Origin of the sequence: Corynebacterium sp. ACRPZ, from assembly GCF_022346205.1 — a bacterium.
GTDB classification, from domain to species: Bacteria; Actinomycetota; Actinomycetes; order Mycobacteriales; family Mycobacteriaceae; genus Corynebacterium; species Corynebacterium lehmanniae.
In genome coordinates this window covers 98,395-112,940 of the sequence record NZ_JAKRMR010000006.1, presented here as the reverse complement: position 1 = coordinate 112,940, position 14,546 = coordinate 98,395, and the positions used below count along the sequence as shown (strand labels likewise).

General features: G+C 65.7%; 13 protein-coding genes. 10 read left to right on the top strand and 3 right to left on the bottom strand.

Features of this window, described 5'->3' with window-relative positions:
* The first annotated feature begins 25 nt into the window (after window positions 1-25).
* A complete protein-coding gene (locus tag MHX64_RS06015) occupies window positions 26-1,378 on the top strand; it encodes a homoserine dehydrogenase (protein WP_239356185.1) in 1,353 nt (450 codons plus the stop codon).
* Window positions 1,379-1,389: 11 nt separating this feature from the next.
* Complete coding sequence (gene thrB, locus MHX64_RS06010) at window positions 1,390-2,319, top strand: homoserine kinase (RefSeq protein WP_239305941.1); 930 nt, start codon at window positions 1,390-1,392, stop codon at window positions 2,317-2,319.
* Here the strand turns inward: thrB and MHX64_RS06005 are convergent, their stop codons facing one another.
* The 3 genes from MHX64_RS06005 to MHX64_RS05995 all read right to left on the bottom strand — a co-directional run bounded on the left by MHX64_RS06005 (window position 2,320) and on the right by MHX64_RS05995 (window position 6,864).
* Entirely contained in the window at window positions 2,320-3,627 is a 1,308-nt protein-coding gene (locus tag MHX64_RS06005; protein WP_070474839.1) for an HNH endonuclease signature motif containing protein, read from the bottom strand. It lies immediately after the preceding gene.
* Window positions 3,628-3,958: 331 nt separating this feature from the next.
* Window positions 3,959-5,104 carry a glycerol dehydrogenase gene (locus MHX64_RS06000; protein ID WP_194989515.1) on the bottom strand — a complete coding sequence of 382 codons (1,146 nt, stop codon included), beginning with the start codon at window positions 5,102-5,104 and terminating at the stop codon, window positions 3,959-3,961.
* Between the two features lie 29 nt (window positions 5,105-5,133).
* Window positions 5,134-6,864 carry a long-chain fatty-acid--CoA ligase gene (locus MHX64_RS05995; protein ID WP_239305940.1) on the bottom strand — a complete coding sequence of 577 codons (1,731 nt, stop codon included), beginning with the start codon at window positions 6,862-6,864 and terminating at the stop codon, window positions 5,134-5,136.
* A 240-nt stretch (window positions 6,865-7,104) separates the two neighbouring features.
* Here MHX64_RS05995 and rho point away from each other — a divergent pair, with 240 nt between their 5' ends.
* The 8 genes from rho to MHX64_RS05955 all read left to right on the top strand — a co-directional run bounded on the left by rho (window position 7,105) and on the right by MHX64_RS05955 (window position 14,521).
* A complete protein-coding gene (gene rho, locus MHX64_RS05990; RefSeq protein WP_370642075.1) occupies window positions 7,105-8,847 on the top strand; it encodes a transcription termination factor Rho in 1,743 nt (580 codons plus the stop codon).
* The gene (gene prfA, locus MHX64_RS05985) at window positions 8,847-9,926 is read left to right on the top strand and encodes a peptide chain release factor 1 (protein ID WP_181888238.1); all 1,080 of its coding nucleotides are present in this window, start codon (window positions 8,847-8,849) and stop codon (window positions 9,924-9,926) included. The genes rho and prfA overlap by 1 nt, the downstream gene beginning before the upstream one ends.
* Entirely contained in the window at window positions 9,913-10,758 is an 846-nt protein-coding gene (prmC, locus tag MHX64_RS05980; RefSeq protein ID WP_239356186.1) for a peptide chain release factor N(5)-glutamine methyltransferase, read from the top strand. The genes prfA and prmC overlap by 14 nt, the downstream gene beginning before the upstream one ends.
* A 25-nt stretch (window positions 10,759-10,783) precedes the next feature.
* A complete protein-coding gene (locus MHX64_RS05975; RefSeq protein WP_239356187.1) occupies window positions 10,784-11,440 on the top strand; it encodes an L-threonylcarbamoyladenylate synthase in 657 nt (218 codons plus the stop codon).
* Between the two features lie 6 nt (window positions 11,441-11,446).
* Window positions 11,447-12,610, top strand: a complete 1,164-nt coding sequence (locus MHX64_RS05970; protein WP_070844087.1) for an MraY family glycosyltransferase — start codon at window positions 11,447-11,449, stop codon at window positions 12,608-12,610.
* A gap of 19 nt (window positions 12,611-12,629) precedes the next feature.
* Window positions 12,630-13,028 (top strand): hypothetical protein, encoded by a 399-nt coding sequence (locus MHX64_RS05965; protein ID WP_070844173.1) that lies wholly within the window; start codon window positions 12,630-12,632, stop codon window positions 13,026-13,028.
* 355 nt (window positions 13,029-13,383) lie between these two features.
* Window positions 13,384-14,178 carry a F0F1 ATP synthase subunit A gene (gene atpB, locus MHX64_RS05960; protein WP_181888242.1) on the top strand — a complete coding sequence of 265 codons (795 nt, stop codon included), beginning with the start codon at window positions 13,384-13,386 and terminating at the stop codon, window positions 14,176-14,178.
* A gap of 97 nt (window positions 14,179-14,275) precedes the next feature.
* The gene (locus MHX64_RS05955) at window positions 14,276-14,521 is read left to right on the top strand and encodes an ATP synthase F0 subunit C (RefSeq protein ID WP_034999811.1); all 246 of its coding nucleotides are present in this window, start codon (window positions 14,276-14,278) and stop codon (window positions 14,519-14,521) included.
* Window positions 14,522-14,546: the final 25 nt, after the last annotated feature.

The following is a 14,546-nucleotide window of genomic DNA, read 5'->3' as shown; positions in this document are numbered from 1 at the left end:
GTACGACGAAGGAGCTACACGCAACATGACTTCCGCCACCGCCGAGGGATACAACGGCAACTACCCGGGCAAGGGCATCGGCACCCCCGTGGGCATCGCCGTGCTGGGCAAGGGCACCGTCGGTACCGAGGTGCTGCGCCTGCTGTCGGAGTTCTCTTCCAGCTTGGAGCAGCGCATCGGCGGCCCGATCGAGGTGAGGGGTGTCGCGGTATCGGACGTCGAGAAGCATAAGGATGCTCCCGAGGTCCAGGGCTTGTACTTGACCGGGGATGCGCGCGAGCTGGTCACCCGCGACGACGTGGACATCGTGGTCGAGCTGATCGGCGGCATCGACTACCCGCGCGAGCTCGTGCTGGAGGCGCTCAAGGCCGGCAAATCCGTGGTCACCGCGAACAAGGCGCTGGTGGCCGCCCACAGCGCTGAGCTTGCCGACGCCGCCAATGCCGCCGGCGTCGACCTCTACTACGAGGCGGCCGTCGCCGCCGCCATCCCGGTGGTGGGCATGCTGCGTCGCTCGCTGGCGGGCGACCAAGTGCAGAGCATCTCCGGCATCGTCAACGGCACCACCAACTTCATCCTCGACGCCATGGCCTCCACCGGCGCGAGCTACGAGGAAGCGCTCGCCGAGGCCACCCGCCTCGGCTATGCGGAGGCCGACCCGACCGCGGACGTGGAGGGCCACGACGCCGCATCCAAGGCCGCGATCCTCGCCTCCATGGGCTTCCACACCCGCGTGACCTTCGACGACGTGTACTGCGAAGGCATCACCAAAATCACCGCCGACGACATCGAGGCCGCGAAGAAGTCCGGCCACACCATCAAGCTGCTGGCCATCTGCGAGCGGCTTGTCGACGACGCCGGCAACACCACCGGCGTCAACGCCCGAGTCCACCCGACGCTGGTGCCCAACGAGCACCCGCTCGCTACCGTGGACAAGTCCTACAACGCCATCTTCGTCGAGGCAGAAGCAGCAGGTCGACTTATGTTTTACGGTAACGGCGCCGGCGGCGCCCCCACCGCATCCGCAGTGCTCGGCGACCTCGTCGGCGCCGCCCGCAACAAGGTCCACGGCGGCCGCGCCCCGGCCGAGAACCCCTACGCGGACTACCCGGTCGTCGCGTTTGAGCAGGTGACCACTCGCTACACCATCAACATGACGGTCAACGACCGCGTCGGCGTGCTCGCCGGCCTCACCGCCCGCTTCGCCAAGGCAGGCATTTCCCTGTCCGCGGTGCGTCAGGAGGAGTCCGGCGACGAGGCCCACCTGATCGTTGTCACCCACGCCGCGCTCGAGGAGGACCTCAAGGCGATCGTGGAACAGCTTTCCGGCCACGACGACGTGCTCGCCGTCAACTCCGTCATCCGCCTCGACTCCTAAGGTTTCCGTCTATGGCTATCGATCTGCAGCCCGGCCTGAAAGTCAAGGTCACCGTCCCCGGCTCGTCGGCGAACCTGGGCCCCGGCTTCGACACCCTCGGCATCGCGCTGAGCATCTACGACACCGTTGAGGTGGAGGTCACCGAATCCGGCCTCGAGGTGGAAATCTTTGGCGAGGGCGCCGACGACCTACCCCGCGACAGCTCCAACCTCGTCGTCCGGGCCATCCAGTCCGGCTTGTCCGCCGCCGACGTCTCCGCGCCCGGATTGCGCGTGGTGTGCCACAACACCATCCCGCAGTCCCGCGGCCTCGGCTCCTCCGCCTCGGCCGCCGTCGCGGGGGTGGTCGCCGCCAACGCGCTGGCAGGCTTCCCGCTGGACGAGGATGCGGTCGTGCAGCTGTCCTCCGAGTTCGAGGGCCACCCCGACAACGCCGGCGCGTCCGCCCTCGGCGGGGCAGTAGTGTCCTGGACGGACATCCCCGTCGACGGCCAGTCCAAGCCGTCTTACCGCGCCGTGCGCATCCCGGTGGACGAGTCAATCAAGGCCGTCGCCCTCGTTCCTGATTTCCACGCCTCCACCAACGCCGTGCGCAAGGTGCTGCCCAGCCACGTCACCCACACCGACGCACGCTTCAACGTCTCGCGCACAGCAGTGATGACGGCCGCGCTGCAGCATCACCCGCAGCTGCTCTTCGAGGGCACCCGCGACCGCCTCCACCAGCCGTACCGCGCCGACGTCCTGCCGGTGACGGCTGAGTGGGTCAACCGCCTGCGCAACCGCGGCCACGCCGCCTACCTCTCCGGCGCCGGCCCGACCGCGCTGGTGCTCACCACGACCGGGGTGGAGCCTTCGCTTCTCGACGAAGCCCGTTCCGCCGGCCTCCGCGTCATCGAACTCGACGTCGCAGGCCCAGCCACCGCGGAGCTCGTGCGCGACTAACTATTCCGCGAACGAGTCACCCGGCGTAACTGTGTCGCGCAGCGGACCAGTGTGGTCGCGCGTCCTCGTCGGCAGGGAGCGGTTCCTAGACACATACTGCGTTCCGTCCTGAAGTCGGAAGTACAGGTCAGGGCCGTGCGGCTGAATATAGGCGAGCCCGTGGCTAATCTTTGCGTGGCAGCTCGAGCACAGTGGGATCAGGTTGTCCATGTTCGTCTCGCCACCTTCTTCCCATTCCCGGATGTGGTGGATCTCGATGAAACGCTTGTGGTTGCAACCGGGCATCGCGCACTGGTGGCCCCAGGCCGTGAGCAAGGCGAGCACCTGGGCGTCCGTGGCGAAGCGGCGGGACCGGCCGACGTGGATAGTCAGTCCTTTCTTGTCTAGCAGGTGCAGCCGAACATTCGCGTTTGCGATGTAGCTTCGAACCTCCGCTGAGCGAGCCGAGGTGTTCTGCGGCATCCATGCCCCGCCGTCCTCCGTGAGCACAATATTGACGTGGGCGCCCGGTGCGCGCAGGGCGCTGACTGGGTTCGTACGCACCATCTCCATCATGGCAACAAAAGCGGGGTAGAGGTCCTTCCTTTCCGGATTGCCGTAGCGGGACGGGGGCCGCAAGATGCTGTCCATGTCCAACTTTGTCCGTGGGCGTTCTGTTTCCACCGTCTCGTCTGCAGGGCACGCCTCCGGTTCGTTTTCTACTGCGTCAATGAGCCTCTCTAGCTCCTCTGGGTCTGCAAGCTCGTCCACATCGGGGAGTTCTGCGCAGTAGTTCGCCAACTGCGCGATTTTCAGCGCGCAGAGCAGCGCCTGGCCCTGGACAGCCGGAAGCAGTGCGCGGAAATCGAGCATGCCGTCCGTGCGAAACTTCGCGGTCACCACTGGTTCCTCCGGCTCCCGTTCCTCGGCGGGATCGCTGCCGGCAAGGACCTGCTCGAGTTCGGAGTAACCGTGAATTAGAGCGAGGTCTACCAGTTCTTCCTCGTTCTGCTCGTGCATGTAGCGCAGCAGCAGGCGCATGGTGGAGTACGGCATGATGCCGGAGCGAAACGTCTCATACAGCAGGCGGAATCTGCGAAGACCCCGGGAGACGTGGACGTATTCGTAAGCCGTGGCCGTGGCAAGGTTGAGCTCGCGTTTGAGCCAGGTGGCGGTGGATGTCTCACCTCGCTGGGAGGCGATGTCGGCTTCATCGAGTTGGCCGAGGGCGTTAAGCATTTCGGCGCGGTGGAAGTGGGAATTGCGGTGGTGGTGCTTTAGCTCGTCGATAAGCAGAGATGTGCGCTCGGTTTCGATGGCTGCTGTCATGGCAGGTCCCCCGGGGATGGTTTGGCGGTTGCTGTTTGGCGTCGAGCGTAAACGCAAGAGTGTTCGATATAAAGGATTTTTGTGTTTATTTTAGTGGACATCTGGGGGCGGATTCTGCAATTGCGGAACCATCTCAAGTGCACATTTAGGGAAATGTCCGATTGTGTCCGATCGTTCCGCAACTGCAGAATGGAAAATGGAAAATGGAAAACGGGGGTATGTTCGATATGTCCGATTGTGTCCGAACGTTCTGCAATTGCGGAAACAGGCATAAAAACAGGCATAAAAAGGGGCCGCACGAAAGCATCGTGCGGCCCCGGATCGCGCGAGCTTAGTGCTTCGCCTCGTACTTCTTCGGTTCCGGCAGGCCGCGCTCTTCGCGGACGCGGCGGGCGGTGTGCTCGAGGGTGATCAGCGCCTCGACAACCTGGGCCGGCTCGACCGGGAACGGCATGTTGTGGATGGTCTCCTCTTCGGCGGTCGCGGCCTTGGCAACAGCCTCGAGGACGTCGGTGTCCTCGGGGGACAGGCCCACCTCAGTCAGCGTGGTAGGCAGACCGACCTTGGTGGTGAACTCGATGAAGTCTTCGATCTCCTCGGAGTCGGCGCCCTCCATGATCAGCTGGGCGAGAGTGCCGATGTTGACCTTCTCGCCGTGGGAGAGGCCGTGGGTTTGCTCGGCGGCGGACAGGCCGTCGTGGATGGCGTGCGCCGCGGCCAAGCCGCCGGACTCGAAGCCGAGGCCGGACAGCAGGGTGTTCGCCTCCACCACGGCGTCAAGCGCCGGGGTGACTACGCCTGCGCGAACCGCATCGAGGGCGGCGAAGGAGTCCTTGCGCAGAATGTCAGCGCACAGCTCTGCAAGAGCAGCGCCTGCGCGAGTGGGGTGGCCGCCGTTCATGGTGGTGCCGTTGCCCCTTGCGGTCGCGCGTGCCTCCACCCAGGTAGCCATGGCGTCGCCGATGCCAGCGACGAGGAACTGCTCCGGGGCGCCGGCGACCAGCTGGGTGTCAATGAGCACCAAGTCGGGGTTGCGGGGGAAGAAGCGGTATTCGTCGAAGGCGCCGTCCTCGGTGTAGATCACCGAAAGCGTGGAAGTCGGAGCGTCGGAAGACGCCGCGGTGGGCACCGAAGCCCAGCGGATGTCCGCCTCGAAGCCGGCGGCCTTCGCGGAGTCGATGGCGGAGCCGCCGCCGAGGCCGACCACCACGTCGTAGTTATTGTCCTTGATCAGCTTGACCGTGTCGTCGACACGCTCGGCGGTTGCGAAACCTTCGAACTTGACGCGGTTGACCGGGAGGCCTTCCTTTTCAAACCCGTCGGTGAGGGACTGTTCGACGAGGCCCCACACCGTGTCGTCGGAAAGCAGCAGCGGGTTCTCGCCGAGCTGCTTCAGGTACTTGCCCAGCTCGTGGATGGCATCTTTGCCCTGCACGTAGCGGGATGGACTGGAGAAAATGCTTGGCTTTGCTGTCATGCCCCGCCATCGTACCGTGACTTTTCGCTTTACGACGTCGCCTTCGGCCGGCTGCCGGGGCCGGGCAAGGCGATGATGTCGAACTCGTCTTTGGCGAGGTGTTTGCGCAGGTCCTTCTTGTCGAACTTGCCCACGGACGTCTTGTCGATGGAGTCGACAAAGGTCCAGTACTCGGGCGCCATCCACTTCGGCAGCACGTCGGCGAGCCCGGCGCGCAGGCGAGCGGCGGTCTCCGCAGTGGGGGCGACCTCGGCGGTCAGCTTGGTCACAGCGAGGGGGCGCTCGCCCCACTTGTCGTCGGGGATGCCGATGACGGCGCACTCGATGACTTCTTCGGATTCCATGATCAGGTTTTCCACCTGGGCGGAGTAGATCCATTCGCCGCCGGAGCGGATGACGTCGCGGGCGCGGTCGTAGAGCGTGAGGAAGCCGGCGTTGGTCACGGTGCCCACGTCGCCGGTGCGCAGCCAGCCGTCGGCGGTGAAGTGCTCGCGCTCGTCGTCGACATCTTCGCCGCGGAAGCGCGAGGCGATCTCGCCGGGCTCCTGGGTGGGCGAGTGGTAGTAGCTGGCGGCGACCATGTTGCCGCGCACCTGGATCTCGCCCTGGGTGAGGTCGGTGGGCGCCATGACTTGGCCGTCGTTGACCACGCGGTACTGCAGGGTGGGGGCGAAGCGGCCCTGGGAGACGCGGTAGGCCCAGCGGGCCTCACCCGACGCGCCCGACGGCGGCCGCGCCACGGTGCCGACGGTGGAGGTCTCGGTCATGCCCCACACGTGCACCACGTCCACGCCGTAGCGCTCCTCCCAAACCTTGATCAGTGCGGGCGGGGCGGGGGAGCCGCCAACGAAGATCTCCTGCAGGCTCATGCGCTCGGGCGGGTTGTGCAGGTAGTGCACCATCAGCTGGATCCACAGGGTGGGCACGCCGTGCGCCACGCGAGGGTGGGTGCCGGCGATGAGTTTGGCCAGGGTGGGCGCGGACATGTCCGAATCCGGCAGCACCAGTGGAGTGCCGGCCAAAAACGCGGCGAGCGGCACGCCCCAGCTGAGCACGTGGTAGATGGGGATGCAGCACAAAAAGGTCTCGCCGTGGGTCACGGCCAACGAGTCTGTGGCGCGCAGGCCCGTGGCCTCCAACCACAGGGAGCGGTGCGAATACGCCACGCCCTTCGGGGCGCCGGTGGTGGAGGTGGAGTACACCAGCGCTGCGGCGGTGTTTTCCGGCAGTTCGGGCCATGGGTAGGACGTCGGCCGGCCGTCGAGAAGCTGCTCGTAGCTGTACACCTGGACTGTGTCGGGGAGGTGCGCAGCGGCGTCGTCAAGCGGGGCGATGCCTGTAAACGCCACCGCGCGCACGGTGGGGCAGTCCCGCAAGATTGCGCCGAGCTTCTCCGCCAGGCGCGGGTCCGCGACGATGACTTCGGACTCGGAGTGGTTGACCACGTACGCGATCTGATCCACCATGAGCTGCACATTCAACGGGTTGAACACCGCGCCCTTCGCGGCGACGGCGAACATCACCTCGATGTGCTCCGCGCAGTTGTACAGCAGCGTGGAGACACGCTGGTCGCCGTCGATGCCCAGGTCGCTGTGCAGCGCGTGCGCAAAAGCCGCGGCGCGCGCGCCAATCTCGGCGAACGTAGTCTCCTCCGCGCCGGATGCGCGCCACGTCGTGCACTTCGTGTTGGCGTGGGCGGTGGTGCCGAACTCCAAAATCCTGGCGACGGAGAACGGCACCTCCTGCATCGTTGAAAGCATGCAGGCCATGTTAGCGCGGGCCTGATTAGCGCAGGGCCTTCTATGCGCTACACTTTTGCGTGGATCGTGCGAATTGCACCCGTCCCGGAACTTTTCCGGTCGAGGGTGCTGGCGGAGCAACCGGGAGGAACGTTTCCCCGGGCCCGCGGGATCCGTAAGACCGCACACGACCGCTACCGGTGTATGCAAACGCGAATATCTGCGCGATGAAGCAGCTGGCTTAGCGACGAAAGGACACACGTGACCGAAACCGGCACCGCGGCCGACCTCGCCGCAATGAAGATTCCGGAGCTGCGCAAGCTCGCCGCCGAGAAGGGACTCAAGGGGATCTCTGGGCTCCGCAAGGGGGAACTCATCCAGGCCATCGTCACCGGGCAGGTGCCGCGCAAGGCCGCCGCCGAAAAGGCTGCGCCGGTGGAGAAGCCGGAGAAGGCGGAGAAGCCGGCCGAGCCAGCTGAGAAGCAGCAGCCTGGCGACGACGACGAGTCCCGCGGGGCGTCGCGCTCCGCGGCACGCCGCGCCCGCCGCAACCGCGCGCGCTCGCAGCACGACGAGCAGCAGGGCGGCGAAAACCGGGACAACCGGGACAACCGCGACGAGCAGGACGGCAATCAGGAGCGCGGCAACAACGACCGTGGCGGCCGCAACAACCACGGCGGCAACAACAACCACGGCGGAAACAACAACGACGACCACCACGGCGGGGGCCGCCGCGGCCGCCGCGGGCGCCGCAACCGTAATCGCAACCGGGACCACAACCACGGCGGCGGAAACAACGCCAACAACGACAACCAGAACTTCAACCCGGAGGACCTGCAGGATGTCGCGGGTATCGCAGACGTGCAGGACAACGGCTCCGCGTTCATCCGCACCACCGGCTACCGCCAGTCCAACGCGGACGTCTACGTGCCGCAGAAGCTGGTGCGCCAGTCCGGACTGCGTTCCGGCGACGCGGTGACGGCGCAGGTGCGCGCGAACGGCCAGTCCCACTCGCAGGGCAACGGCCGCAACCGCCGCAGCTACAACCAGGTCGTGCGCGTGGATTCCATCAACGGCCAGACCACGGAGGCGGCGAAGGCGCGCAAGGAGTTCCACAAGCTCACCCCGCTGTACCCGAACCGCCGTCTGCGTCTGGAAACTGAGCCGAAGATCCTCACCACCCGCGTGATCGACCTGGTCATGCCGATTGGTAAGGGTCAGCGCGCGTTGATCGTCTCCCCGCCGAAGGCCGGTAAGACGACGATTCTGCAGAACATCGCCAACGCGATCGCCACCAACAACCCGGAGTGCTACCTCATGGTGGTGCTGGTGGACGAGCGTCCGGAGGAAGTCACGGACATGCAGCGCAGCGTCAACGGCGAGGTGATTGCCTCCACGTTCGACCGCCCGCCGTCAGAGCACACCGCCGTGGCCGAGCTCGCAATCGAGCGCGCGAAGCGCCTGGTGGAGATGGGCCAGGACGTGGTGGTCCTGCTGGATTCCATCACCCGACTGGGCCGCGCGTACAACAACTCATCCCCGGCGTCCGGCCGCATCCTCTCCGGCGGCGTGGACTCCAACGCGCTCTACCCGCCGAAGCGTTTCCTGGGCGCCGCCCGCAACATCGAGGAGGGCGGCTCGCTGACGATCATCGCCACCGCGATGGTGGAGACCGGCTCGGCCGGCGACACGGTGATCTTCGAGGAGTTCAAGGGCACCGGCAACGCCGAGCTCAAGCTGGACCGCAAGATCGCGGAGCGCCGCGTGTTCCCGGCTGTGGACGTCAACCCGTCCGGCACCCGCAAGGACGAGCTGTTGATGAGCCCGGAGGAGGCGCGCGTGATGCACAAGCTGCGCCGCATCCTCTCCGCTCTGGATCCGCAGCAGTCCATTGACATGCTGATCAAGCAGCTGAAGAAGACGAAGACCAACGGCGAGTTCCTCATCGGCGTGGCCAACTCCGCGCCGATGGCGCAGACCGAGATGGAGGAGGACTACTCCTAATGGCAGACAAGACGCAGGTTTCGCTTGTCGACGACTACGTCGCCGAATACCAGGGCATCCAGGCCCAAATGGGCGACCCGGAGGTAGCGGGCGACCAGGACCAGTTCCGCAAGCTGTCCAAGCGCTACGCGGAGCTGCAGCCGATCATCAACGTCTACAACGACCTGACCCAGGCACAAGAGGACCACGAGGCCGCCGCCGAGATGGCCAACGAGGACAAGGAGTTCGCCGAGGAAGCCAAGCGCCTCGAGGGCGAGATTGTCCGCCTGGAGGAGGAGCTGGCCGACCTGCTCGCTCCGCGCGACGAGCACGACGGCGACGACATCATCATGGAGCTCAAGGCCGGCGCCGGCGGCGAAGAAGCCGCGCTGTTCGCCGGCGACTTGGCGCGCATGTACCAGAAGTACTGCGAGAAGCATGCCCTGACCTGGGAGGTCCTCGACGTCGCAGAGTCCGATCTGGGCGGTGTGAAGGACATGACCGTCGCGGTCAAGTCCAAGAACCCGTCGCGCGACGGCGCCTGGTCCAAGCTGAAGTTCGAGGGCGGCGTGCACCGCGTGCAGCGCATTCCCGTCACCGAGTCCCAGGGCCGCATCCAGACCTCTGCCGCCGGCGTGTACGTCTTCCCGGAAGCCGACGAGATTGAAAGCGTCAACATCGACGAGAAGGATCTGCGCGTCGACGTGTACCGCTCCTCCGGCAAGGGCGGCCAGGGCGTGAACACCACCGACTCGGCCGTGCGCATCACCCACCTGCCCACCGGCATTGTGGTGACCTGCCAGAACGAGCGCTCGCAGATCCAGAACCGCGCCCGTGCCATGCAGGTGCTGCAGGCCCGCTTGGACCAGCTCGAGCGCGAGAAGCAGGAGGCGGAGGAGGCCGAGGGCCGCGCGTCCCAGGTGCGCACCATGGACCGCTCCGAGCGCATCCGCACCTACAACTGGCCGGAGAACCGCATCTCGGACCACCGCATCAACTACAAGTCCAACAACCTGGATTCGGTGCTGGACGGCAACATGGACGACCTCATCACGGCGCTGCAGACCCACGAGCGCCAGGAGCGTCTTGAAGCAGAGTAGCGTCCGCTCCCAGATCGCGAGCGCCACAAACACGCTGCGCGAGGCGGGCGTCGACTCGCCTGAGGTGGACGCGCGCCTGCTTGCCGCGCACGTGCTCGGCGTCGCGCCGATGCAGCTCATGTTCGCCGACGCTCCGGCGGACTTCGCCGAACGCTACACCGGACTCGTCGCCCGCCGCGCCGCGCGCGAGCCGCTGCAGCACATCATCGGCACCGCGCCGTTTTACGGCGTCGATCTCGCCGTCGGCCCCGGCGTGTTCATCCCCAGGCCCGAAACCGAGGTCCTCGCCGAGTGGGCGGTGCGAAAGCTTATCGACGCCCCTTCGGCCCCCACCGTCGTCGACCTCGGATCCGGCACCGGAGCCTTAGCCATAGCGGTGGCCCGCGACAGGCCGGATGCGATCGTCTACGCGGTGGAACGCTCGGAGACCGCGCGCGCTTATCTGCAGCGCAACGTCGAAAAACAAGCGCCCCAGGTCAAGGTGGTGGCGGGGGACATGACCGACCCGGAGCTGCTCGCCGGGATCGGCGCGGACGTGGTGGTGTCCAACCCGCCGTATGTGCCGGAGACGCCTGAGCTGCAGACGGAGGTCTACGCGGACCCGCACGAGGCAGTGTTTTCGGGCGCGGACGGGATGGCGGCGATTCGCGGGCTCGTGCCCGCGGTCAAGCAAATGCTCAAAGATGGGGGCGCGGTGGGCATCGAGCACGACGACACCACCTCCGAGGCTGTGCAGGCCGAGCTGCGCGCCGGCGGTTTCGCGGACGTGCGCCCGCTGGAGGACATGACTGGGCGGGCCCGGTTTGTCACGGCGAGTAAGCTAGCCCGGTAACTGCCCGACGGCCAAGGAGCGAACATTGAGGGAAACGTACGACTGCCTCGACCCGCAGAAGCGCATCGAAGGCGTGCGCGCGGCCGCCGACGCCGTCCGGGCCGGCCGCTGCGTCGTGCTGCCGACGGACACCGTGTACGGCATCGGCTGCGACGCGTTCAACAACGACGCCGTGGAAACACTTCTGGCCACCAAACGCCGCGGGCCCGACATGCCGGTGCCGGTGCTGGTGGGCTCCTGGGTGACCATCCAGGGGCTCGTGCGCGAATTCACCGAAACCGCCAAGACGCTGGTCGAGGCGTTTTGGCCGGGTGGGTTGTCCATCGTCGTGCCCGAGGCACCCAGCCTGCCGTGGAACCTGGGCGACACGCGCGGCACCGTGCTGCTGCGTATGCCGAACCAGCCGCTGGCACTCGAGCTTTTGCAGGAGACCGGGCCGATGGCCGTGTCCTCCGCCAACATCTCCGGCAACCCGCCGGCGACCACCGCCGCCGAGGCGCGGCAGCAGTTCGGCGACGCGGTGCCCATCTACCTCGACGGGGGCACGGCGGAGATCGGGGAGCCGTCCACAATCATCGACATTTCCGGGCCCGTGCCGCGGATCTTGCGCGAGGGGGCGATCTCCGCCGAACGCATTGGTCAGGTCTTAGGGCTTGACCCGGAGAGCTTGCGGAGGAAGTAGCCGCCGATGAACGCCTCCGGTGTTCCGCTGCGTGAGCTGGGACTGGTCCTGCTCGTGGCGGCCGCAGTCACGTACCTGGCCACCGGGCCGGTGCGATCCATGCTCGTGCGCACGGGCAGGGTGGCGGAGATTCGCCAGCGCGACGTGCACACGCAGCCGACCCCGTCGCTAGGCGGGCTGGCCATGTTCACCGGATTCTTGGCTGCCTACGGGCTCGCGCAGCAGTTGCCGGCGCTGACCCGCGGGTTCGCCCCAGTGACCCCGGAAATGACTGCGGTACTGGTGGGCGGGCTCGCCATCGTGCTCGTCGGCGTGGTGGACGACCTGTACGAGCTGCGCGCGCTGACCAAGCTAATCGGGCAGTTCGCCGCCGCGATCATCATGACCGCGCTGGGCATTATCTTCACCGTGTTCTATCTGCCGTTCGGGGAGGGCACCACGCTCATCCTGGATCAAGCCCAGGGCATGGTCTTGAGCGCGCTGTTTACGGTGCTGCTCATCAACGCAGTGAACTTCGTCGACGGCATCGACGGGCTCGCCGCCGGGCTGGGCATGATCGCGGGCTCTGCGATCCTGATCTATTCGCTGGCGGTGCTCCACGACCAGGGCGGGGCAGTCTCCGCCTACCCGCCGGCGATCATCTGCGCGATCCTGGTGGGGATCTGCGCGGGATTTTTGCCCCACAACTTCGAGCCCGCGCGCATCTTCATGGGCGACTCCGGGGCGATGCTGATCGGGCTGCTGCTCGCCGCGGCGTCGATTTCGGCATCCGGCAAGATCAACATGTCGCTCTACGGCGCCGCCGACCTAGTGGCGCTGGTCAGCCCGATCATCGTTGTGCTGGCCGCGATCGCGCTGCCAGTGCTGGACCTGGTGTGGGCCGTGATCCGCCGCACCGCGCGCGGGCAGAGCCCGTTTGCCGCGGACGCAGGGCACATCCACCACCGCCTACTTCGGCTCGGGCACACGCACCGCCGCACCGTGCTGGTGCTCTACATGTGGGTCTCCGCCGTCGCCTTCGGTGCAGTGAGCTTTTCCGTGGTGCCGTTCAAAGTCGCGGCGTCGTTAAGCGTGGCGGCGCTGCTGGTTGCGTTTTTGCTCACGCTGGTGCCCTTGGCCAAGGGAAAGATCGGCCCGGCGGGTAGGATGACGCAGCGTGAAACCGCTTGAAGTCAACGACGCTAACGCCATGACCGACCACCGCAAGCCTCTCGTGCGCGCGCTGAAGGTGGCCAGCTGGGCGCTCGTGGTGCTCACTGTGGTCGCGCTGATGGGGTGGGGCGCCGCCCGCGACCTGCCCGGCATCTGGGCCGCGCTGATGGGCGTCGCAGTGGGCGGAAGCTTCGTGCTGCTCACCGCCGCAACCGTGCTGGCCACCTCGAACTCCACCCCGAACGCCACGATGGCGATCGTGCTCGGCGGCTGGCTGCTCAAGATGGGTGTGCTGGTGCTGTTTTTCCTGTGGATCCGCGGCTTCGACTTCTACGACCACCAGGCGTTCGGCATCACCACGATGGCGGCGCTAGTTGTCGCCCTGGGTGCCGAAACCTGGGGTCTGATTACCACCCGCACCACCTACCTGGATTAGAGGTACGCGCAAGCTGTGACAGACCTAACAGCAGGGCGGAAAAGCGTCCGAGCTGGGTAGTTGCCCGGTTTCGTGGGTTGGGGTGGTGCGTCGGGGGGACAACTACACAGGTAAAACCTACTTTGCGCGGACGGCCTGTTAGGATTACCGCTGGGTTTGTTCCGAGTCGATATTAACCCTCGTAAGCAGGGGAAACCGGCGCAAGAACGACATCCCCTGCCCCCGCGGAAGCAGATGTGCGACGGAGTCCGCCGCGGAGGCAGTCTTTGTTGAAGACGTCCATCGCACCGCGCGCCGAGCGCATCGGAGCGCGGCCCGAGAACGGGAGAGAACGCTGAGCGTTACAACTTTGGCCATGAAGGGTGAATTCCACGCACCTTCGCTTGGTCCAGAATTTTTCCCGGGGCAGACGTACGGCCAGCTCATTGGCGAAGACTTCGCTAATGGGTGGTTCGCACTCGATCGCATCATGCTCGTCCGCCTGTTCATGGCGGCGATTTTGGTGCTCCTCTTTGTTATTGCCTTCCGGAACCCGAAGCTGGTTCCCAAGGGCTTGCAGAATGTCGCCGAGATCGGTGTCGATTTCGTCCGCGTGCATATCGCGGAGGACACGCTGGGGAAGAAGGACGGCAAGCGGTTCCTGCCGCTGCTGTGCACCATCTTCTTCACCACGCTGTTCATGAACGTCGCAACGATCATCCCAGGCCTGAACATCTCGCCTAACGCACGTATCGGCATGCCGATCGTCATGGCGGTTGCGGCCTACATTGCGATGATTTACGCCGGCGTGAAGCGCTACGGCATCGCATACTTCAAGCACTCGACCGTGATTCCCGGCCTTCCGCCGCTGCTCCACCTCCTGGTGGTGCCGATCGAGTTCTTCTCGACGTTTATTCTGCGTCCGGTCACCCTGGCTCTTCGTCTTATGGCGAACTTCCTGGCTGGCCACATCATTCTCGTCCTGCTGTACTCCGCCACGAACTTCTTCTTCTGGCAGCTGAACGCATGGACGGCAGTGAGTGGCCTGACCCTCATCGCAGCGCTGCTGTTCACCGCATACGAGTTGATCATCATCTTCCTGCAGGCGTACATCTTCGCTCTGCTGACTGCGGTGTACATCGAGCTGTCGCTGCACGCGGATGCGCACTAACAAAGCGCGACCACACGGCCAACTGAATAACCCCACCATCTGTCACTCGCTCACCCGCACCCCGCGGGAGAGCACCTAGAAAGGGAACGACTTTCACATGAACGACATCATTCTTGCTCAGGCAGCGGAGACCGTGAACCGCTACGAGGGTCTCGGCACCATCGGCTACGGCCTCGCAACCATCGGCCCGGGCATCGGCATCGGCATGCTCGTCGGCAAGACCGTCGAGGGCATGGCTCGCCAGCCGGAGATGGCTGGCCAGCTGCGCACCACCATGTTCCTGGGCATCGCCTTCGTTGAGGCGCTTGCCCTGATCGGCCTCGTCGCCGGCTTCCTGTTCTAAAAAACACGAACGAGTAACCCGTACA